The following is a 21215-nucleotide window of genomic DNA, read 5'->3' as shown; positions in this document are numbered from 1 at the left end:
TTACTCAATGGGTTCCGATTTGTTATCAGGCAAATCAAAGGCAGTAGTCAATGCTGGCTGAGAAAATGCTAATTCAACCGTTCCCAGACCACCAAGCTCGATCTGAATGGACTCGCAGCCCTTTGTTATCCAAGTGATTAGTTCTTCAGCCAAGTCTTCGATTTCGGTTGTAAAACGGGAGATTACAGGACCCAGTGTAGCGTCATCGATAAACGATCCGGTTACTTCGAGTTCCAATCCTTTCGGCCCAACATAGTCCAAGATTACTGGCAGCGTATGTGGATTGAATTCATGATCGAATTTGTGGGTCTGTTTTTCCTTGAATGGGGAAAGGAAAATGGCTTCGTCTCCAATATGGAGTTTGACGCCGATCACTCTCGAATCCCCCTCAATATCAGACGTCCGCTTATCGGAATCTGCAGGGTGAAGATGAACTAATCGATGTCGATCCGAGTTCCGCTGATGGATACTAACGCGTTGAGAACCATCTTGTGGAATGGTGGTTGGATAGTACCGCGGGTTCCCCGGACCGGTTTGTCTTATATTAACGACATCTCCAGTACGCTTGGGGATAGTCACAACTTCAAACATGGGATCTATCTCTTCAGGAGGCGTGATACCGATCAACACCTCTTCGTGAGGAGCACCGTAGACCGGGGCCTCTATCGTCGGGTGGGCATCCGCAGGCAAAATCACATCGACATCAAATCCATATGTGTCAGTCTTAAGCCCGTCACCGTACTCTTCAAGCAAATTTTTTGTTTCCTCTCTGGCAGGAAACGCCAGTGCATTGTACGAACCGATTTTGTAGGTCGTCACAAAATCTGATAAATGTGGAGACGTAATAGGGGTGAGAACGTAAACCCATTCTCCCTCCTTGATCTGACGATTACTTTTATGACGTCGCGCACGACGCTGATCACCGGCAAATAGATTGCCTGTAGAAAGTCCCTCAGCTGTCCACAGACCAATAATAGCATCAAGCTTCTCAGGTCCTGCGATGTCAACTTTGAATTCCTCCGCGTCTGGGTCAAGTGGAATCATCGCTTCCGGTTCACTCGGGTGAAAGTTCTTCGGTACTGGAGGATTTGTGACTCCTTTTGTGGAAATCTCAAGTTGGCTCAAAAGCCTATTCACGTCGACTCCATCCGGGACCTGCTCCCACTCTAATGAAGGAATAATCCCAAAACACGTAATCTCTCTCTCATAGTGTTCGCCTAAATACACACGAATTGAGCGCTGAGCTTCGTCTTTTTCTATATCTGAGGTTCTGAGTTCGTCAACCATCTCGTCCACATCAGCTTGGCTCGAAAGAGCGCACGACTTATCATCATCAATGACTCCCCGCTTGTGAGCAAAATACTGCCTCTTAGGTCCCTGACGAGGATCAACAAACTCTTTACACTGTGGACATCGGTAATAATCCAACTTGTCCATTGCTTCCTCGATTGGAACGTGATTCCCGTGAGGATCTAGCGCTGTAGGAATCGAGGGCTCACTCATAGAAAATGTCTACCTTACGAATTGCTGGGCGTTCACAGCGGTTTCTCTTCGGAACAAGATCCCGACCACAACGATCGGCAGATAGTTGTAGCCAGGAGGATTCTAAAGGACCTCTGTTCATGAACAAAAAATGTTATTCAATTATAATAAATTTAACCCCAGTTTCGATCAGCAATAAGATATTGTATCATAAAATAGAGGGTAATGCTGTAATCTGACAAAGTGACGAAGGGTTACAGAGTAATCCGTGTACCTAATTTATATCCTAACATCCATCTGCAACGCTACCACGAGTGCGTCACTAGACTCGCGGTTAATTTCTTCCACCGGGCCAAGCGTAAAACAGTTGATCGACTGGAATTCCCCGGCATAACCAAGAGACCGAGGTATTTGTCGGATATTGATACAGGAGTTCGGATACTTTCCTCCTCTCAACGATTATGTAATTTTGATTCTGATGGAACCTATTTAATACAGTAGGATAGACCGTCAAATTAAACGAAGCAAATAGCCGCCGACGCTTGATATCGAATATTTCCTGTTTCACCTGTACGATAATGACTCAGTGAATCGAACGTAGTCCAGCGATTTATCAAATCCAATTTACTTGAATTTATCCCGGCGCAATTGCAAGACACGGTCAGATTGTCAGGCTACAGTACATGATCTATTAACAAGTCCCGAAATAGGCTTGAGTCGGTAGTCTTTTGAGTTCCAGCAGAGAACTATTTTCTACGTCGACCAAATAAACATGGGTGGGACATCTGAACGAGAAATAGACTTTTCGCCTGACCTCTCCGAAGAGTACCAGAAGAGGTTTGACGCTTTGACAGATGAATTGATTGAATTTCAAGAGTCGCTTGATCGAGAGGTCGCTATAAAGGACGAGGTTCGAACTATCGAAGACAAAATGGATAAAGAGATTTCGGAAGACCGTGTCAAATACTTGGCTTCGTTAAACGTACTATTAGATCTGATAGAGATCAACTACGATATCCGCAAAGACACAGAGTTCTGCGTTGTCCGTCCTGATCCTGACCAATATAAGGACGATCCTAAGAAATTCAAAAAACAGGAAAGAGCCATTCTCCAAAAAGAGCGCCGGGCACAATTCAAAGAAGAAAGTGTTCGAGAGTTTGTCCGAGAGATGGAGAATGATACTCGTCGAAATGCAACCGGTGAGCGAAGCATTCTTGATTTAATCTCTGACGGAAAAGACCTTTATCAGGATCTAGTGCCGTTTCTGAACCAAGATCGCGAGGAAATTGCTGAAGATCTTGAGGACGTTGTCCACCCATATATCCAGAAAGTAGAAACAGGAAAAAAGTGTCCGCATACTGGATTGGATTTGATGGACATATGGAGATATTTCCGGTACACTTGGTTGACCCCGTACAATACAGTGCCTGGAAGAAATATCAATTTTCTTATTAGAAATAAAGCCAAGCCAAACCATCCTGTCATGGGGATTGCCTCTCTGGCAAGTCCGATGATGAACCTATCAGTAAGAGATGATTTCATTGGCTGGACAATCGACGCTGTCGAGCAAAATTTGCAACGGAAAAAGCGTGTACACGAATACAAGGAACAACTACCAAAGGAAAAGCGGACAGCAGATAAAAAGACTCGTACAGTAACTCAAACAGAGTGGTTAGAATCAGAGGAGGAATACCATAAAAGAGTCAGTGAATTTTGCTCTGACCTTCGTGCAGCTTTGGAAAAATCGATTGAGAACGCAATCTCGAATATTCGATACGACGACTTCATCGATGAATACTCCGAACTTTCAGAAGACCGGTTTAACAACCCAGATGATACACTGATTGAAATTCTTAAGGAGATTGAACAACAGGCTGAGAAAACAATTGAAAACGGAAACGGAGAAAATCCTGAGAAGAAAGACTCTTGGGAAAAAAGAAGCGAGACAGCCTTGTTCCGCAAGAAGCGATCAAGCGCTCTGCAAAAGTTACTCCGAGACAGGAAGTACTTCCACGAACACAGTGACAAAGACGATGAAAAATTCATCCGGGAAGGGTTGAGTAGTAGTTCAGGACGAAAAGCAATCAAAACAGCACTGAAAGAGACTAAGAAAGAACGTGTTGGAGCCAACATGATGAACATCATGGTTTGTGGCGCAATCCCACCGTATAATCATATTCTTGGAGGAAAGTTGGTGGCAATGGCCTTGACCGGTCCTGAAGTCATCAATATGTATCAAGACAAATATGGGGACTATCAGAGTAAGATCGCTAGCTCAATGAAGGGCGAACCCGTAACTAAGCCAAACGAGCTTGTTTTCTTAGACACTACTGGACTCTTCGAAGTTGGAAGTGCACAGTATGATCGCATCCGTGTTCCTACAGAAAATGGGCGCATTGAATACGAAGAAGTTGGTTACACGGAAGGATATGGGTCGGTACAGTTCGGTCCCGAGACACGAAAGCGACTTAGCCAAGTCACACAGATGGAAGAAGGTCGAAAAGTTGTCAAAGGTCGGTTTGGGGAGGGAATTTCTCCTCGTATCCGGAAGATTCGTCGAGGACTGAGAAACTGCGGATTAGAAACGGATGTACTGAAGCATGAGTCGAGGCGAATTGTCTACGGTATTGAGCTCGCAAGAAACACCCAAGAGTACCTTTTCGGAGTGGATGATAATCCGGAATACTACTGGGAGTTTGAGAACCCAAAAAAGGAACAAGAATCAATCTACCAGCACTGGATAGATCGTTGGGCGAGCATGAGGGTTCAAAAACAGGAGATTCTCGAAGAGATACGAGAGTTTGATAAACACGAGTTTAAATTGAGTAACGAGATTGATTTTGACAACCGACAATCCAGTCTCAGCGAATTTATTATAAGGAACAGTTAATATGTCAAATGTACTCGCAATCAACATCAGGTGAAACATGGGGATTGAATCATCAACTATCGATCTGCGATTTCTATCACAACTGGCACGAGGAGGATTTGCAGAACAACTTACTGATGAGCAACGTCGAGAGATTCACATTAAGACGCGATTAGACGGAGAGGGGTTTCTTCAAGAGGCCCTTGAAGATGGTAAGCAGGTCGTTTTAACTGGGAATCCAGGAGATGGAAAAACGCAGTACATCCTCCAGATGAAATCAAAATATCCGGAACCAGAATACTTCTATCTCTCTGACGCCTCTGAATATGACGACTATACTGTTCTACTCGATGAGTGGCAAGAAGCCTTGGAGGACGGCCGTCCGGGCATCCTTGCAATCAATGATGGTCCATTGTATGATATGACTAGAGAGTATTTTGATGAGTACTCCTTTTTGAACACGGTACACGACCAATTTCAGAATCAGATTATTTACAGCAGAGATCAAGCCGATGAAGTCGAGTTTGATTCTATCGTCGTTATTGATCTCAACAACAGAAATATTCTAACGCGTAAGGTGATAGGCCAAGCAATCGAAAACCTAGCTTCGAGTAAATTTTTGAAGAAGCCAGATGGTAGTGAAATTGATGGACATATTGCGTACAATATAGACAAAATGCGAAATAATCGAGTTAGAGACAATATTATTCGACTTCTTCAGTCTGTCGGCCAGCTTGATGCTCACGTCACTGTTCGCGATCTTCTGAACTTTCTCGCATACTGCATCACGGGAGCCAAAGAGGAGAGTGTCGTTGATTTTGGTGAGGAATTAAAATACTACAATCTGGCATTCAGCGGCAGTGGAACGATATTTAGTCTGCTCAACGAGCATTTCCATCCTCGAGACCTCACCCACCCATTCATTGATAGTAAACTGTGGGCAGATGCTGAGGAAGAGACTTCCAAGACCACCGACAAAGTAATCAGAGAAGAAGTTGATCAATTGTATATCCAGAAAAAACGCCAATTTTACTTTGAAGATACAACCATCGAGGACTATACCGCTCGCGACCTCTATCATGAGGTCAACTATTCCTTCCACAATCAACGAAGTAGAGACCGTCCAGATGAGAGTGTGAAAGAAGATATTATTGAGATGATTAACAGTTACTTTATGCCTGATTCCTCGAAAGGATCAGATCTCAAGATATGGCTCTCACATAATTACAGATCCAAGCCTTCGACAACCCTTATTTCCCGGACTGAAATTCCAAAACGTGAACTAAAGCGGCGTGTGCCGCAACTCCATCCAGCAATTAGCAACGCCATGGATTACAATCACGATCATCACGTCCTTGAATATGAAGGACGAGAATCTGATGTCAGGTTACGAATTGACTCAGAGTTATCTGAAACGTTAGGAGCACTTGAAGGAAACATACCGTATATTCTTCGAGACAGAGAAGAGGAGCAGCAGTTACTGGAATTCATGGAAGAAATTGAATATCGTGAGAGCCACGATCAGGATTATGGCACGGTTCATATTATGGATGTAGAGACTGGTGAGTTGGAGATACTCACTGTAAACGACGATCGATATCAGGTAGAACGGAGGTAAATTCCAATGCCAATGAAACTTAACGATATTAATTCAGAGGCGTCAGAAGCTGCGTTCGGATTCAAAGCAACGTCATCTTCGCTGAAGCCTGTACATCTAGCTCAGGTTGTCTTTAGCAATGTTCTTGAGTCTACATACGAAGCCGATGATTTGTTTAATTTCGTTGAGAAACCGGGTAATGCACCTTCTAGCGAACTTGCTGAAAAATACCACGACCTTTTTGAGTCTTCCCGTAATCTCAGCGACGAGCAAATGGATAACCTCAGACTCAAAATGCGAAAAGTACTCGACAATGATAATGCCCTGTACGCAAGTACCCCGACATATACCGCGATGACAGGGATGAGCGACTGGTTTATCCATAACCGCACTGTCGGAAGGACTCCCTCAAGATTCATACATACTGTTATCAAAAATTCAAGTAGCGACATCGGTCAAAAACTCACTGATCAGTTGCGAGACCACCATGATGCTGTCTCTCTGCTTTTCCGGCCTCTGGTTATTGATGGAGAACGAGATAATATAACTGTATCACCATGGAAAGAGCCTGCTCTCGGAGACGCATTTGAGGATCAGAAGATTACCAATGAGTTCGTAGATGGGTTCGGAACGCTGTCGAAACATCTGAAAGACTCGAATGGTGAGCATGACCTAAACTTTGCTCGGGATCTTCGTCGCACTATCAAATTTGCTGGATTTATGATTTATGTCTACATGGCGAACCGACATAATGAGATCAGGGAAGACAAAAGTAAGGACGAACCTGTCCCGCTGGTATTAAATTATACTGGCAATAGCGATAATCCAGTTGCTGACGTCAGTCTTGAATCATTTCGTATTGTTGGATCTGAAATTCAACTTGCTACAAGACTCGGTGTTAGACATGTTCTCGATAGAAAAGGATACAGAGACTACAGTAAAGACGAGATTCTCCGCGAAATAGAGAATAACAACTTCCTTGAGTTGAATCGACGGAGAACTGAGAAAATCAGACAGGATCATGAGAAGTTTGAACAGGTATTTCGGGCTTCACGTGACCCGGAAAAAGATAGTACGTTTCACCGACTGGTCGATGCTGTCAGCAATGTGATCCATGACTTTTCCAATAGATTCGATACGTACACACCTCAATCAACGGCACAGACTCTTGCTTGGCGTGCTGGCCTTCTTAAGCCACGTGGAAATCGCGCAAACAAGCGCAGATTTCGGCCGGATCCTGAGATGTTGGAGCCAATCATACTGTCGGTGGTCGGACCAGGCCAAGAGATCTCGCTACAAGAGCTTTCCAATGAATTGCGCGAGCGCTATGGTATCATTGTTGGGGGAACAGAGCAAGATCGGGCTCATTTGGCTCAATGGGATGTGCGACTCGGAGCTAGCGCAGCTGAGAGTGATCCGCTGAATAATCAGAACTACGACGGATTCAGGCGAACTGTATCCGACTTAGGGTACGCTGATGAATATGCAGATGGTGTAACAATTATTTCTACTCCCGAGGGGGAAGCATGAGTAAGACTAATAAAATACAACGCGACTCTTTCAAGAACAGTAAAGAGTTAATCGGAAGAGCAATCGGACAACAGACTGTTGACCGGTTAACTGAAGAAAATATTGGTGTTATCATCGAATCACCGCCGCGGTTTGACGCAGAGGCCTTTGTCGATACACTGTGCAGTAGTACAGAGTATGATGTTGGGTTAGCGATGGTTAGCATCAGTGAAGCTGATATAAATACCCTTCAGGCGCAGGCTAGGGACTCGTCTGTCCAGATTACCGACAGAGTGAGCGTAGCTGTTAATTGGAGGAACGGAACTGAAACAGAGTTCAAGTGGGATGGCCGTATAGAACCCGAAAAGCTAGTAATCCTAGTTCGAGGAGATCATGCTCGCCTGAACTCGATGAAAGATTTTGAGGGGATGATTGACCTTCCGCTGGCAGAAGTTACGAGAGAGATAACTAATCAAATGAAACACCAGGATCCGTTCGCGGGTAGTCCTCCAGCCGAGGCGGTCTGGGAAACAATAGGGTCAAATCTCTACGACCGGTTTGAAATTTCTGCGGTGGCCGATTACGCTACGGCTACCCTCCGGGATAGTAAGCAAGGTTCACTCGACGCTTTGGGAACCCAACTGTATAGGCTTCGCCTATTCGCTGATCCTGGACTTAATGACCCGGATGAAATTCCAAACCGGTTGGCAGATAATCTAGATCTCGTGCTTCGAGTTTCTCACATGTCCAGACGAGATCGCCGCCGCCTCACCAATAGTATTAATAAGGTTGATGACGGAGAGCGCGAAGAACGAGAACAAGCCGTTGCTAAGCTTCGTCGGTTCGAGCGGACTGGTGATGCGAAAATTCTGGGAGAATTGACATACAAAGAAGTAGACGATATTTTCTCAACGTCAACACAACCTTCTCGAAGGCGGTCCACAAACACCACTACCACCCGTCGGGATGTTGAATCAGTAGGTGTTGAGGCTGTCTTCGATGACGAGACGGATGAGTTGAAACGTATTTCGGAGGAATTCGATGACGAGTATCGAGAAGCTATTAATAAAGAAGAGAACAGCGTTGAGATAGACTTCACCCACGATGAACAATTAGCATTCAACGTAAATGACGATCTCCATTATTTTGTCAGTCATTTTGTTACGGAGGAGTCATTTGGTGGGATAATTCACAGTCCGGAGGATCAATCAAACGCCATTAAGAATTTCCAAGCCCTTCAAACGGTGAAATTCCAGCCATATGGCGGAGATAGTAGCTTCAAGAAGCTACGTCGAGCAGCCGAGAGTACCGGTAAGTTTGAGGACTTGGTTGAAGCGATTGACCGTTATGTCACAACTCGAAAAAAACTCGTCGACGCCTTACCGGGATTGCTTTCAGCACCTCTTATCCGGTTGCTGGGTGATGAGGAGTTACTTAGTGAGTCAGAAAACTATATTGAGGCATATCGAGAGGTCCAGAATAGATTAGACAAGAAATACCGAGAAATACAGAAAGTGAGCTCAGAAGGGGCGTCAAAACTTCTATCTGATTTCCTTTTGTTTGATACGATCATCTTCGAGTACGAAGATGAAAGGGAACTCATGTTATCTCCGCTCCATCCTCTTCATCTCTGGAAATATACCGAGTTGGCACGGAATATGAAAGAGGAAAAGGAATCTCTGTCACAAGAAGAACAGCGTTTCCTCATTGATAGTGTTGATGAACAGCCTCATGTTCTTCGGAGCATCCATGTCGGCGGGAATTACCGTCTATCGGAAAAAACATATCTCGTTCAGTCAACAGAAATTGATCGCCTTCCGGTTTACACACAGATTGAGAATGCTTCAGAAGGAACGAACTCTCAATTCTACGACTATATTATTAACAAGTTTGTCTCGGCATACCCACCATCTCAACGTCATATTAAAATTAGCGTAATTGATCCTCTTGAGCCAGAAAACCTACTTTCCGACATTACAGACCTTGCCGAGGAAGACCAAATTCAGGGAGCCACTGTAGAGTTCGCATTCATTAAAAACGAGGAGACGTCGATTTTCAGCAACTCGAACTCAGGTAACGTATCTGAGGACATAATCAATCTGTTTGGACCAGACAATGATTCTGGTAACTTTGAGATACTAACCAGAGAATATCCCAGTTACAGCAGTTACGCTGATAATCTAGACGAAAATCCAAAGCATTTTGTCTTACTCAACGATCAGAGTGATTTCAATATACAGACGTTCGAGCGAGACACTGACACTGCAATCCATCCGCTGTATGTTCCCAAAGAATTCGAATACGATCTTCTAGAAGATAAGATAAACATATCTCCGTCAAAGGAAGGTATGCTATTCTCCGAATACCAAGATCTAACCAATCAGCTTTACAACCAACGTCAATCAATCCACAACGCCGAAGTCAATGATCTAAACATTGAGAAAGAGACTGTAGAAAGGTTTCTCCAGTCTTCTCTCTGGGTATCTATTTCATCGCCTCCAATGAATAGGGATCCGTTCTGGAGGGATAATCTGATTTCCCGAGAACGACGCGGAGACCGTGACTTTGCCACATACTCTGCAGATATCGGTTATTTCAGACGAGTTCTTCGTCGGATCATTAATGACTACCGTTTGGCTCCAGATGACACCGATCTTGAAGAGATTGCAGAAAGGATAGCAGACATACAACAGTCAGGTCTCCTGCGCTTAGTTACTAAAGAGACACTTGGAGGTGGAAAATCGAAGAACAACAAAGGATTATTAGGATCGATTATCGCAGTACAGTGGCTCCAACAGACTCTCGCTGATCCAAAACTTATTTTCTCAATCGACAATCCTCGGACCAGGGAATGGCTGAACCTTGGGGACAGTCAAAGCCGAGCTGACATTCTCACAGTTCAGTTCGATGATGATGATGGGCTCATTCTGGATATCATTGAAATCAAAACGGTTGAAGAGGCCAGTAATGCTTACACGATTACAGACGACAATGGTGCCAAAATCATCGAAGGTAGTGCTGTTGATCAAGTGTTCAAAACAGCAGAGACAATCCGAGGGTTATTCAGTGGTGAGAGTAATCTCACGACGTCTCCTAGGAAAGAAGCGCTTCGAGAGCAATTGTACTACAAACTGATCTCAGCAGAAGAAATAGGTGATATGCAGGAATGGGCGGTTCGAATTAATGAGGTATTTAGTGGTGAAGCCCAGATCAAAATCAACCCAAGAATCATATCGGTTGAAGTCACAAGCGAAGCCACGTCTGATGAGCGAATCGACGGGGTAACTCCAAACGCACAATCAGTCCGTGTCGATAAACTCCCCAGAGAGTCAATAAAGCGGCTAATTATCAGTGGTATTGAAGATCGAAAAGGTCAGGACGAAAAGAAACAATTGACACCAGAGAAAGAGACAACGGATGAGAGTGCGGAAAACGAACGGAATGTGGCTGAAGAGACAAGCGAGGAGACTGGTGGTTCTAGCTTCACTTCCAACGACTTTGGGGATCCACAACTGCACGCCGATACGGTAGAAACATTGAAACGAGTTCTTAATGACTTCAGAATCGACATCCGAGAGATCGATCCGGATAATGTCGAAGTAGGGCCAAATGTAGTACGGTTTAAAATCCGACTCGCTCCTGGAGAAAAACAAAATTCACTAGAAAATCGAACTGAAGATATCGCCCGGGAGATGGCATTCGATAAGGAGCCAATGGTCCAACGTCTTCGCGGTACGGAGTACGTTGCCCTTGATGTTCCTCGAGAAGACAGCGTTGTGGTTCCCCTCCGAGAGTATAAAACACATTATAGAACGGCTGATGAAATTAGCACGGAATCGTTACCTTTCTTGGCGGGAGTTACTCCTGACGGTGAGATACACCATTCTGATCTTTCCAAAGCTCCACATATGCTGGTTGGTGGAGCCACTGGTAGTGGTAAAACAGTGTTCCTGTACTCACTGATTATGAACTTCATTGAGCAGAAGGGAGAGAAAAATATTGAATTTGCCCTGATAGATCCCAAAGAGACAGATTTCATTTTCTTCGACGCGTTGCCAAATCTCGTGACTGATGATGTAATAACCGATCCTAATGATGCAGCGGACCTGTTCGAGTGGCTAGTTGACGAGGAAATACCACGACGGAAAGAGTTGTTGAGGAAAAACGTCTGCAGAGACATAGGTGAGTATAACGAACAGAACCCGAACGACCAGATGAGTCCAATAGTTATTGTTATTGACGAGTACAGCGATTTCTTGCAGCAACTGGGCGCTGATGCCGGAGAAACAGAAAATAATGTCCGGCGAATCGCGCAGATTGCTAGAGCACAAGGGATTCACCTCGTCATCTCAACTCAGCGGCCCTCCCACGAAGCGATTGACACGGATCTCCGTGCCAACCTCAATACCAGAGTAGCCTTCCGGTTGCCGAAGCAAGCTGACTCACGAATTCTCATTGACGAAGGGGGAGCAGAAGAACTTGGCGGAAACGGCGACATGCTGTTTAAAAACTCAAAAGAAACAGTGCGACTCCAAGGATTCTATGTCGACTCAGACGACATACGCAATCTGATTACCAAATACCGCTAATATAGTATTACAACGGTTGATTCCTACATTTCTTCAATATATTTACTACTTGATCAGTACCTGTACTCAATTCACTACCGCCTTTCATATAATACTTGTACGATATTTTCTGAGTATATCGACTCAGAAGGTGCAACTGATGCTCCCACCATTGACCGTAAATTACACGAGTCAACCTATCTGAAAGCATCTGATCACTCCAGTTCATTCTGGGTACTGGTGGACGAGTACAATCCAGAATACCAGAGCCACGCGTCGTGGCTTGAAGAGTACAGTAGCCAGCTCGTGTTTAGGACAGAAGAATTGTAAATACAATCCATCACAGAAGTGAAACCATTATGGACTTTGGTATTTTTACTTGCAGATATGGAGGAGGACCAACTTACAGCAGTCCTCTTGGATATTGGACTCCCAGAGCGAGAGGTCGAGTTCCTCGTAGAGGAATACTATACAATGCAGGCCAGCTTTCAAACCGGCGAGTACGAGCAAGTCGGAATTCACGTTGGGAAGTTCAGTGAAGGTATAAAGAAATTGTTGCAGCGGGAGATTGAAGAAACGCTTCGTGATGAGACAATTCGTGATTTTGCACAACGATATCTTGACGACGGGGTGGATGCTGATGTATCCGAAGGGATTCGTAAACACATCCCAAATATGCTGCATACTGCGTGGTCAATTCGTAGCGACCGGAATGCGGCCCACCTCAATTTTGATAAGCCTGTGAGGAAGGCAGATGCGCAGTTGGGAATTTCACTCTGTTCAGCGATGATAGTTGAACTCGTGCGAGAATTTGCGTCTGAGGGCGATGATATCGACCGAATAACTGATATTCTAGAGGATCTTGCAGAACCCGTTGAAGAAAATCCACTGCACTCAGTAGTCCGATCAAGGACAGACTTTGACCGTCAGAAAGTTGCTAATGCGATTGAAGGATATATTGTGGTGCTTGAAAATGGAGAGGTTGAACGCGCGCCAGAGTTTGCAGAATTGGGATCCAAACAGAGAGTGGCGGCACTTGGGTTAGGTCGGCTCGTAGCCTATACCCTCGATTATGTCGATCAAATAGGAGTCCAAAGAGAATGGTTTGACGACCGATCAGACAGTACCATCGCTTCATCCACGGTAAGTAACCGTAGTTTTATTTTGCATGATGAGGAATTAGGCGGATATTATATCCCAGGACATCAGGCAGAGGCAGCCATTTCGACCCTTCGCGACGAGTAATTCCAGATGGGTTCTATTCAGACTGGGAGATTAAATAGCGGTACTCAGCTATCGGTATTCACAATAAGCCGCCCTTTGACCCGCTTTGCTGACCCTGACTTTCCGCTGTTGATCCCGCGGGTATGACCGCGCTCGATCACCTCATATTCCTCTAAGCCGTCGGGGATGTCCTCATAGGAAACCAACCAACTGCCTTCGGTCTCGTCTAACACGTCAACAAACTCAGCGTGATCGATATCGTTGACAGGATACGCGGCTTCCTGGTCAACGTACGGCGGGTCACAGTAAAACACCGTTTCCGGTCCATCGTACTTGTTGATCACATCTTTCCAATCAAGATTTTCAATTACGACCCGGTCGAAGCGATAAGCAAATTTCTGGAGTCGGTCGATCTTGTTTGCATAGCCTTTAGCCTGATTTTTGGTTTTTCCAGTCGCAAAGCCGTTTGGACCACTATATCCCGCACCAAACTGAGCATACCGTAGGAAAAAGAACTGTCCAGCGCGTTCGATCGGGTCGCTTGGTCGATAACCGTTATAGTACAGGTCCACCCAGCGCTGATGCAACTCTCGAGAAAGGGGCACATCATCGAGCCACTCAGTGAGCTCGTCTGGCTGGTCGCGAAGAGTCTCAAAGAAATGGACAAGGTCACCGTCTCGATCGTTGTACACTTCGACTTCAGAACGGTCTGGATCCTTGTTTACGAGCACATTTGCTGCCCCACCAAACACCTCAACGTAGCACGTATGCTCAGGCAGGTGTTCAAGAATCCACGATGCAAGTTGCGATTTACCCCCTGGATAGGGGAAGACTGCGTCGGGCATAATGCAGTCCGGATGACTGGTGGAACTCATAAATAGCTCAGCCATTCGTTCTAGTTTAGTCGCGGTCAAAGGCGAACTCACCCGATTCAACCTCTCTGCGTAACCGTTCCCTGTGTGGATTTGGATTCTGCGACGCCCACAACAGTAATTCGTCCAGATCTGGCAGTTCGTAGCCCAGCTCAAGCATCAAGTACAACTGAATCAGATGGGAATGTCGCTCAACCGCCAGTGAACCACGACGAGGAGGAAGCCGCGACGCCGACTCGTCGGCGTCCGCGGCCTCACGTCGTTTCGCGTCCAGCTTGTGGAGTTCATCGACAATCTCGCGGCTGATCATCAGCGAAATCGCCGCCATGATCACCAATGCCTCGATGATGTAAGGTTTAGTCGTGTTGATCTCATCGAGTCCAAACCGCGATTTCAGCTCTTTGAACAGTAGCTCTACTTCCCACCGCGCCCGATAGAGTTGCGCGATATCGGGCGCGGAGTACTCGTTACGCGGTAGATTCGTGAAGTAGAGATGGTACTCGTCTTCGTCTTCGTTGAGCAGCCCAACCAATCTGAACTGACGTGTTGCAGTGGCTGAAGAACCACGTTTGCGGTCGAACTCCAATTCCACGAGAACGTCGATCTCCTGTCGCTGAAGGTCGTCGAGGACGCCCTTCAGCGACTTCCCTTCCAGCGTGATACTGTTGCCCCGCCATGTTCGTAACTCTTCGACGACCTTCGGGTTAGGATTGGACTTGACGCGGAGACAAACCACCCGTCTTTGGCGATTATACGGTCGAACAGCCAGAAACCGTAGAACCCGAGATCGAACAGGATGAGGGCGTCAGCTACCCACTCGCCGGTGGGTAGCTGACTCCGTTCATGGGTCGCTCCATCGGTGGTTCGAAACCGGGTTGGAAGGCCGGTCGAAAGCGACTCGGTCAAGTGTAACTTCAGCCCAGCTTGGTCATCACCAGTTGCTCTGTAGACATCTTTAGCGTCTTGGTAGAGTGAGATGAATGTTGCGTCAACGATGAGAACGTCTCGAAAGTGTTCGAGACGCCCTCTCAAGTCGTTTCTGCCGGGGTCGAGATCCTCGATAGCGTCATCGAGGATCTCTCGAAGGAGTGCAACGAACGCTGGTGAGAACCACTCGTAGAAGGAGGGATATGAGAGAGAATCACAGTCAGCCATCTCCACGTAGCGTTCAAGAAACGCCTGAAGAGACCGATCTGACCCAGCAGCAAATCCAAACGAGAGCGTGTAGAACAGTGCGACAAAGTCGAATTTCCGGTCACGTTCTGTCATTGCGCGACCGCGGTCGCGCAATTCATCGGAGGGAAACGCTCTTTTGATTCGCTCAACTACTACCGAATCCGGTGGAGAGTAGGTCATATCTCCTACCGGGTTCCTTACTCATGTAGCTTCAGCGATTTCCGTAGCCACGTCTGCTGGTTCGCTGCCTAAACTAGAACGAATGATAGCTCAGCATCAATTCCGAGAGAGACCGATGTCGTGAAAGAGGACCGATAAGATTTGAGGGTACCACTTTCACTTCGGTTAAGTTGGTATTAAAATGAAAAATGGTTAACCTGTATGTATGAGTAGTGATGGAGAAAGAGAGAGATCAGCGACAGAACAGCAGAAACATGAAATCTGGCGAAAGCGAGCACGAAGTCTTATGATTGGACAGTGTGCAACAGATCAAACGATTGGGATATACGGTTTAGCCATCACGTATGCGGATGGGAATCGAGACTATGTAGATGTTCTTGAGCCGATAGAGTCGGATGGTGAGCAAGAACTCGTATATATAGACACAATACAAGTCTCACATTATACTACGGCCGCGCAGTTTATACAGCAGATACAGTCTTATTTTTCTAGTGAAGATGAAATTCCTGAGGAACCCGAAGAAAAAGAGGGCGAAGAACCAAGTCGTACTTTTCACTGATGGGTGACAGGTCACTTCTAAGCAAATTTAAACACTGGACGGTCCGATGGTGACAATTTCATCTTTATGTTATCCGTATAATCATGAAACGATCGTATCTGTTGTCTCTGGTAGTGTCACTGTCGGCGTAACCGTCTGGTCGCGAACAGTATATCGTCGCCAGCGGTTTTCACCATGCTGCTCAACAAGATCATATGATTGGAGTTTTCGTAGCTTATCCCGCCGGGCTCGCTTGCCGATCGGCGTCACTGCCGCAGTCGCATAAACCTCATCAGCAAGCTGTTCGTATCGCTGGTGAAGTTCGCGACTGGTGAGCTCGTCAGCCTGATGCAGAATTGCGTACAGGACCTGATGGTGGAAGGGCAACGACCGGAGGTTTGATTTCCGGATTTGCCGACGTGCGCGAGGGAAGCAATCATCAATGTCAGTGCTCTGTATCTGGGTATGATTCCGCTCAGCAGCAATTTGTGCGGCTGCATATAACGCCTGAATCCCTCGACGGGCAACGCCAGCAGCCTCGTCAGCAATTCGCTCCAATTGCGTGCGTGTTACTGCATTTGGAGGAAGTCCTCGATTAGCCCGATCTTCAAGAATGTCTGCGAGCTCATCAACAGTGTATCGATCAAGCCCAATGTGATTATCTCCATCCAGATTGTGAGCCATATCGGTCGTAATCTGTGACAGCCAGTGCGTGGGATCGTGAATAATGACAATCACGGAGAGTTGAGGCAGAGTCTGTAGTTCCTGGAGGACATCTGTTTCTGGGAGTTCATCGGCTTCATCGAGGATGATAACAGCCGGCTGGTCAATTGTTGTTTTGAGCTGTTGCGTGGTCGTTGTGACCGGCTGATTTTCTGGGACCCGCTCTTCAGTAATGCCTCGCTGAATGGTTCGAAGGATCTGTCCCGTGGTGGATCCGATACAGCGCACGTGAACGGTATGCAGCTGGGTCCGTTCCTGGAGCGTTCTCGTGACGTACCGTGCTAATGAGGTTTTGCCAACGCCACTTGGTCCGGATAACAGCAGGTTGTCTGCCCTCCGATTGTGCAAGGCTGGCTCAAGTAGCCGATAACACTGTTCAAGTTCAGCGTCACGATGAGGGTATCGAGCGGGGAGATGTGTGTCATCGAAGACATGCGGCGCAGTCAGCATTGTGTCTGGCGATAAGAACGAACAGTAACATAAAGCTCAGCATCAATTCCGAGAGAATAAACAATTCCGCTATCATCCCCAAGCACCTCTTTGTTTGGTTGCATGCGTTGCAGCTACTGATGAGTGTCTGCAGTACTGGTACACTGAAGATCAGTGCACGACCGATGCAAGTTGACCTATGAGAGACTGGATATTAAAGCGGGCGTCTATTTCCGATCTTCACACTTCATGGAAGATCATGAATTTGCTCTAATACACTGACGTTTGATTCAGAGAGCCCATCCAATGAGCGCGTCATAGAATCGTTCACAACGATCAGTAGAGATACGTACTTGCCACAGAACATTCTATCAGCTACAATAAGTGAACTCGCTGCTGTGCAAGGCGCACATTCAGCACTATGGGTAATGAGGAGCCATATGAGTGCCTCGACTCTCGCCCGAATACTCGTGGTAGACCGAAGAGATACGGGCGTGAAGCGGGGACAGCGATACGGCCTAAGGGATAACATCGAAACGAGCGAGGGATCGCAGAGACCGTCAGTCTCCGCTGTCAATTTGACCCAATAAGTGGAGTTTATGATTTGAGAGTGGTCGAGGACCATCGTAGCGCAACGAGTGATTAGGACTGAGGAATGCGGTCGTTCGGAATGCCACCAAGTATAGGCGATTACCGCGAATCCTATTGCGAGATTATGAATCAATTAGCTGAATCGCTTGCCGACATCCTTGAGCCAGTAGACAACTGGTAAGCCGAGAGTTTTTGAGTCAGGTATTTGTATCTTCTTCCATGCCAAACCCTCTCTTCTCAACGTACACCCAAGGCGAAAACCGTGTTACGTCGACCGTCATCGCCGTCCTTGAGCACGTCAACAATCAGTTAGCAGAGGATATTCTGGAAGCACTGACCGACGAATCAGACCTATCGCTCGTCTCATTCGATAATCAGGTGACAGGCGTTGGCTCAGTACCGGATGCTGTAATCAAGAGTTCAACCGCGCTCTGGTTCGAGACGAAGACACGTCGGGATGCCGTGGACAAGGAACAACTCAAAAACCATCTTCATGCACTCGACGAGGACGAAGCGGAGCTACAGCGCCTCATCGTTCTGACTCCTGACGCTCAAATTCCCGACGAGGTGGCAACGATCGACGACGAGCGTATTGTGTGGGCGAACTTTGACTCACTCATTGACACCATCGAGACGGTGCTCGAACGAGACGTAGGGGACGCCGAAGCGAGTATGTCCGTCCCAACAGAACGCGAGGCATTCCTGTTGCGCGAACTGAGTCGATTCCTCTACGACGAAGACCTCGTGAGCGGCAAGGAAGACCGTGTGTTGGTCGTTGCGGCTCGCAAGGCATGGCCCGAGTATCAGGAACACGGCCTATACTTCTGCCAAGCGAATCGGTCGTTCAAACCTGTCGACCACCTTGCGTTCTACACCGATGGCAAAATCAAAACCGCAGTCCCGTCAGTAACAGATTCCATCGAGAGCATCGAGCTCACAGAGGAAACGGTACGAAATCATCCCGACCTCTCACAATCACAGCGTAAGAAACTGTTCGACGCAGTCACACAGTTTCGCAAAAAAGAGTCCGAACGGCACGGTGAGACGGAGAAGGTCATCTTCCTACAGGATGGTATCGAACTTGACCGTCCGGTGAAGAACGATAAGACAGCGAGTGATTCTGACCGAACAGTTGCATTTGTCCAGGGGCATCGATACGTCTCGTTCTCGAAACTCCGAGAGAACCCCGAGTATACGACTGAATTAGAAGATTCAGATTGAGATAACATTACAATAGCACCCTGTTGTTTACACTCTGCGAGATCTGGATTAATTATTAGTGTATCCCATAAATATATCAATCCAATGAACGACCCAATACCTTTGACTGATTCTGACATTGACCAAGGGGTAGAAATCGTCCAAGAGTTCCAGCCCGATGAGTTGGGCGCTCGGGGAAGGGCTCAATTCTTTTTCCACCACCGAGGTAATGACTTACCAGTTCGGGACGTAACGGGCACTCAAGGACACGGTGACAAGGTTGAGCCATGTATTGAACGCAAAGCTGAAAACTACTGCACAAAATGTATCCCCGAGAATATCTCTTCGTTCGCAGACGACGACAGTGAACGCTATTTGCTCCTATTCACGCGAGTTCGAAACAGCGAGCTACAAGCCAATGGGGAGCAGTTCTATGTCGGATACATCGATAAGCGTCGGAAACTGGATATAAATGGCCGAACCGCCATCCAGGGCCCAATCAAACTCGTATCGTTCGAGGACGCATGCCCACTTTCACTGGTCGGTTCGCCAGATACGCGAAATCAGAAGAGGCTGAATGAGGAGAAGACAGAGAAGATTCTATCCTACTTAGATGATGCCGAGAACATCTACCACGAATGTGTTGAGGAGGTTGAAAGACTTGAGAAGAGAGTTGGGCGGCCGCGGTTGTGGGAAGAAGGCGGCGTACCACCAGAAACCGATGACCCGCTTCACGACGAGTCGAGTGGGTGCTGATTACTCTAGATACAAATGACAATAGCATTACTGGGCGTAGGGGCAGATTCGACGAACAGTTCACCAACGCCACCGGTCTACTCCGACAACAGATTCGAGTATATTCCAATTCCTGAGTCGAAGGGGCCAGAAGGAACCACTGAGAAGCGTACGTTTGGAAATTCGGAACTCCGCAATCAAGACGCTTCAATGGCGGACTATCTGGACTATATCAAGCCGACAGAGGACGACAGCGAGAAATTCACAGGCGATCGATTGGCAAAATGGCCGCTACATTACGACCCCAATTTCGAGGCTCTTACCTATGGTGAGAGTACAAGTAGGGGTTCGTACACACAAGTCATTCGCAGTCTCAGTGAGGACGACGTAGTGGCGTTCTATACGGGTCTAAGCGGAGAGAACACGAGTTACACCCATCGCTACATAATTGGCTACTTCACCGTCGATGATATTATTGACTTCCAGAATTTGAAGCGGGATGGTGAGAAGGTCAAGTTCAGCGACTTACCTACCGACGAACAGCATAATCTCATCGAGCAGTATAGCGAGAACGCCCATGCTAAACGATTCGAAGCGTCTGGTGCAATTGCAGACAATGACGGATTAGTTATTGTTGACGGGAAGGAACCGGGCGGGCTTCTGGACAAAGCGTTTCGAATTAGCCAACACAGCGGAGGAGGGCATCACTACCTCACGGACGAGTTACAACAAAACCTCTCACCCGAACAGGGTGGGAATCCAGAGAAGAACGCATACCTGGGAGGTTTCAAACAAGCACATAAGTTGGATATCTCCTTGGACAGGTTCCGTGAAATTGTGGAATAACACCTACTCGTGTCAGAGGCAGTTGTGATGAATAGTACAGACAGGTTGTTAGAGTAATTACGGACTGAGCGAGCTCGAAAGAGCCGCTATACACATTGACTATGGATAGATTGTGATTCGTGAGTGCCGAGGCCACCGATCTACTGGTATCCGAAGCCTTCTATGACACGCTACAGGGCTCGAACCCCATGTTTCAGAAGAACCCTTGTGGGATTGAAGCTGATAATTCCCATTAGTCACCACCTCCACCGACAAGGGTTTCAGAAGAACCCTTGTGGGATTGAAGCTCCACAAGTCGATCAAGGAGGACGGCTACACACAGCGTTTCAGAAGAACCCTTGTGGGATTGAAGCAAAACAACACAATACAATTCATGTCTCATAATATAAGTTTCAGAAGAACCCTTGTGGGATTGAAGCAATTGTGTCGCAGAGGCAGACGAACCACTTAGTATTGTTTCAGAAGAACCCTTGTGGGATTGAAGCGGCCTGACGGCGGCGAACTACGAAAACGCCGACGAAGTTTCAGAAGAACCCTTGTGGGATTGAAGCACTCGAACGACCAGACAAACAACTCCTCGCCGTCTTGTTTCAGAAGAACCCTTATGGGATTGAAGCATGAATGCTTTCGATGAATTTGTCAACAGAACGTCCCTGCTCTATGTCTTCAATGAATG

General features: G+C 46.8%; 13 protein-coding genes, 1 pseudogene and 1 CRISPR repeat array. Of the genes and pseudogenes, 10 read left to right on the top strand and 4 right to left on the bottom strand.

The window, feature by feature from the left end; translation table 11 throughout:
* Window positions 1-1503 (bottom strand): competence protein CoiA family protein, encoded by a 1503-nt coding sequence (locus tag K0C01_RS05270; RefSeq protein WP_221170978.1) that lies wholly within the window; start codon window positions 1501-1503, stop codon window positions 1-3.
* Between the two features lie 751 nt (window positions 1504-2254).
* On the opposite strand from K0C01_RS05270, the gene K0C01_RS05265 reads away from it, so the two are divergent.
* From K0C01_RS05265 to K0C01_RS05240, 6 genes are read left to right on the top strand one after another with little or no spacing between them, the layout of a single operon-like run.
* Window positions 2255-4372, top strand: coding sequence for a Druantia anti-phage system protein DruA (locus K0C01_RS05265; RefSeq protein WP_221170977.1), 2118 nt, complete (start codon window positions 2255-2257; stop codon window positions 4370-4372).
* 37 nt (window positions 4373-4409) lie between these two features.
* Window positions 4410-5969 carry a hypothetical protein gene (locus K0C01_RS05260; RefSeq protein WP_221170976.1) on the top strand — a complete coding sequence of 520 codons (1560 nt, stop codon included), beginning with the start codon at window positions 4410-4412 and terminating at the stop codon, window positions 5967-5969.
* Window positions 5970-5981: 12 nt separating this feature from the next.
* Entirely contained in the window at window positions 5982-7478 is a 1497-nt protein-coding gene (locus K0C01_RS05255) for a hypothetical protein (RefSeq protein ID WP_221170975.1), read from the top strand.
* The gene (locus K0C01_RS05250) at window positions 7475-12046 is read left to right on the top strand and encodes a DNA translocase FtsK (protein ID WP_221170974.1); all 4572 of its coding nucleotides are present in this window, start codon (window positions 7475-7477) and stop codon (window positions 12044-12046) included. Before K0C01_RS05255 ends, K0C01_RS05250 begins: the two co-directional genes overlap by 4 nt.
* A 6-nt stretch (window positions 12047-12052) precedes the next feature.
* Complete coding sequence (locus K0C01_RS13065; protein ID WP_221171203.1) at window positions 12053-12355, top strand: YgjP-like metallopeptidase domain-containing protein; 303 nt, start codon at window positions 12053-12055, stop codon at window positions 12353-12355.
* Between the two features lie 57 nt (window positions 12356-12412).
* Window positions 12413-13270 (top strand): hypothetical protein, encoded by an 858-nt coding sequence (locus K0C01_RS05240; RefSeq protein ID WP_221170973.1) that lies wholly within the window; start codon window positions 12413-12415, stop codon window positions 13268-13270.
* Between the two features lie 44 nt (window positions 13271-13314).
* Here the strand turns inward: K0C01_RS05240 and K0C01_RS05235 are convergent, their stop codons facing one another.
* Together K0C01_RS05235 and K0C01_RS05230 are read right to left on the bottom strand one after the other, a co-directional pair.
* Window positions 13315-14124, bottom strand: coding sequence for a DNA adenine methylase (locus tag K0C01_RS05235; RefSeq protein ID WP_221170972.1), 810 nt, complete (start codon window positions 14122-14124; stop codon window positions 13315-13317).
* Window positions 14125-14149: 25 nt separating this feature from the next.
* A pseudogene (locus tag K0C01_RS05230) lies at window positions 14150-15477 on the bottom strand (IS4 family transposase).
* Between the two features lie 205 nt (window positions 15478-15682).
* On the opposite strand from K0C01_RS05230, the gene K0C01_RS05225 reads away from it, so the two are divergent.
* Window positions 15683-16036: a hypothetical protein gene (locus tag K0C01_RS05225; protein ID WP_221170971.1), complete on the top strand. Its 354-nt coding sequence runs from the start codon at window positions 15683-15685 to the stop codon at window positions 16034-16036.
* Between the two features lie 81 nt (window positions 16037-16117).
* Here the strand turns inward: K0C01_RS05225 and K0C01_RS05220 are convergent, their stop codons facing one another.
* On the bottom strand, window positions 16118-17188 hold the full coding sequence (locus tag K0C01_RS05220) for a Cdc6/Cdc18 family protein (RefSeq protein ID WP_221170970.1): 1071 nt from the start codon (window positions 17186-17188) through the stop codon (window positions 16118-16120).
* Window positions 17189-17977: 789 nt separating this feature from the next.
* Here K0C01_RS05220 and K0C01_RS05215 point away from each other — a divergent pair.
* From K0C01_RS05215 to K0C01_RS05205, 3 genes are all read left to right on the top strand, one after another.
* Window positions 17978-18979, top strand: a complete 1002-nt coding sequence (locus K0C01_RS05215) for a hypothetical protein (RefSeq protein WP_221170969.1) — start codon at window positions 17978-17980, stop codon at window positions 18977-18979.
* 102 nt (window positions 18980-19081) lie between these two features.
* Window positions 19082-19714, top strand: coding sequence for a hypothetical protein (locus tag K0C01_RS05210; RefSeq protein WP_221170968.1), 633 nt, complete (start codon window positions 19082-19084; stop codon window positions 19712-19714).
* A gap of 15 nt (window positions 19715-19729) precedes the next feature.
* Complete coding sequence (locus tag K0C01_RS05205; protein WP_221170967.1) at window positions 19730-20539, top strand: Nmad3 family putative nucleotide modification protein; 810 nt, start codon at window positions 19730-19732, stop codon at window positions 20537-20539.
* 190 nt (window positions 20540-20729) lie between these two features.
* A CRISPR array of direct repeats spans window positions 20730-21156; the repeat unit is 30 nt; unit sequence GTTTCAGAAGAACCCTTGTGGGATTGAAGC.
* Between the last annotated feature and the right edge of the window lie 59 nt (window positions 21157-21215).

It is taken from the genome of Salinarchaeum sp. IM2453, assembly GCF_019693215.1.
In the GTDB taxonomy this organism is placed as follows: Archaea; Halobacteriota; Halobacteria; order Halobacteriales; family Salinarchaeaceae; genus IM2453.
Note: the sequence above shows the minus strand (reverse complement) of the source record. Positions and strands in the feature narration are given on the sequence as shown.

Coding starts and splice junctions, on each gene's coding strand:
- K0C01_RS05235 (WP_221170972.1), bottom strand. CDS start 14,124: ATGAGTTCCACCAGTCATCCGGACTGCATTATGCCCGACGCAGTCTTC.
- K0C01_RS05270 (WP_221170978.1), bottom strand. CDS start 1,503: ATGAGTGAGCCCTCGATTCCTACAGCGCTAGATCCTCACGGGAATCAC.
- K0C01_RS05250 (WP_221170974.1), top strand. CDS start 7,475: ATGAGTAAGACTAATAAAATACAACGCGACTCTTTCAAGAACAGTAAA.
- K0C01_RS05220 (WP_221170970.1), bottom strand. CDS start 17,188: ATGCTGACTGCGCCGCATGTCTTCGATGACACACATCTCCCCGCTCGA.
- K0C01_RS05205 (WP_221170967.1), top strand. CDS start 19,730: ATGACAATAGCATTACTGGGCGTAGGGGCAGATTCGACGAACAGTTCA.
- K0C01_RS05225 (WP_221170971.1), top strand. CDS start 15,683: ATGAGTAGTGATGGAGAAAGAGAGAGATCAGCGACAGAACAGCAGAAA.
- K0C01_RS05255 (WP_221170975.1), top strand. CDS start 5,982: ATGAAACTTAACGATATTAATTCAGAGGCGTCAGAAGCTGCGTTCGGA.
- K0C01_RS05265 (WP_221170977.1), top strand. CDS start 2,255: ATGGGTGGGACATCTGAACGAGAAATAGACTTTTCGCCTGACCTCTCC.
- K0C01_RS05240 (WP_221170973.1), top strand. CDS start 12,413: ATGGAGGAGGACCAACTTACAGCAGTCCTCTTGGATATTGGACTCCCA.
- K0C01_RS05260 (WP_221170976.1), top strand. CDS start 4,410: ATGGGGATTGAATCATCAACTATCGATCTGCGATTTCTATCACAACTG.
- K0C01_RS05215 (WP_221170969.1), top strand. CDS start 17,978: ATGCCAAACCCTCTCTTCTCAACGTACACCCAAGGCGAAAACCGTGTT.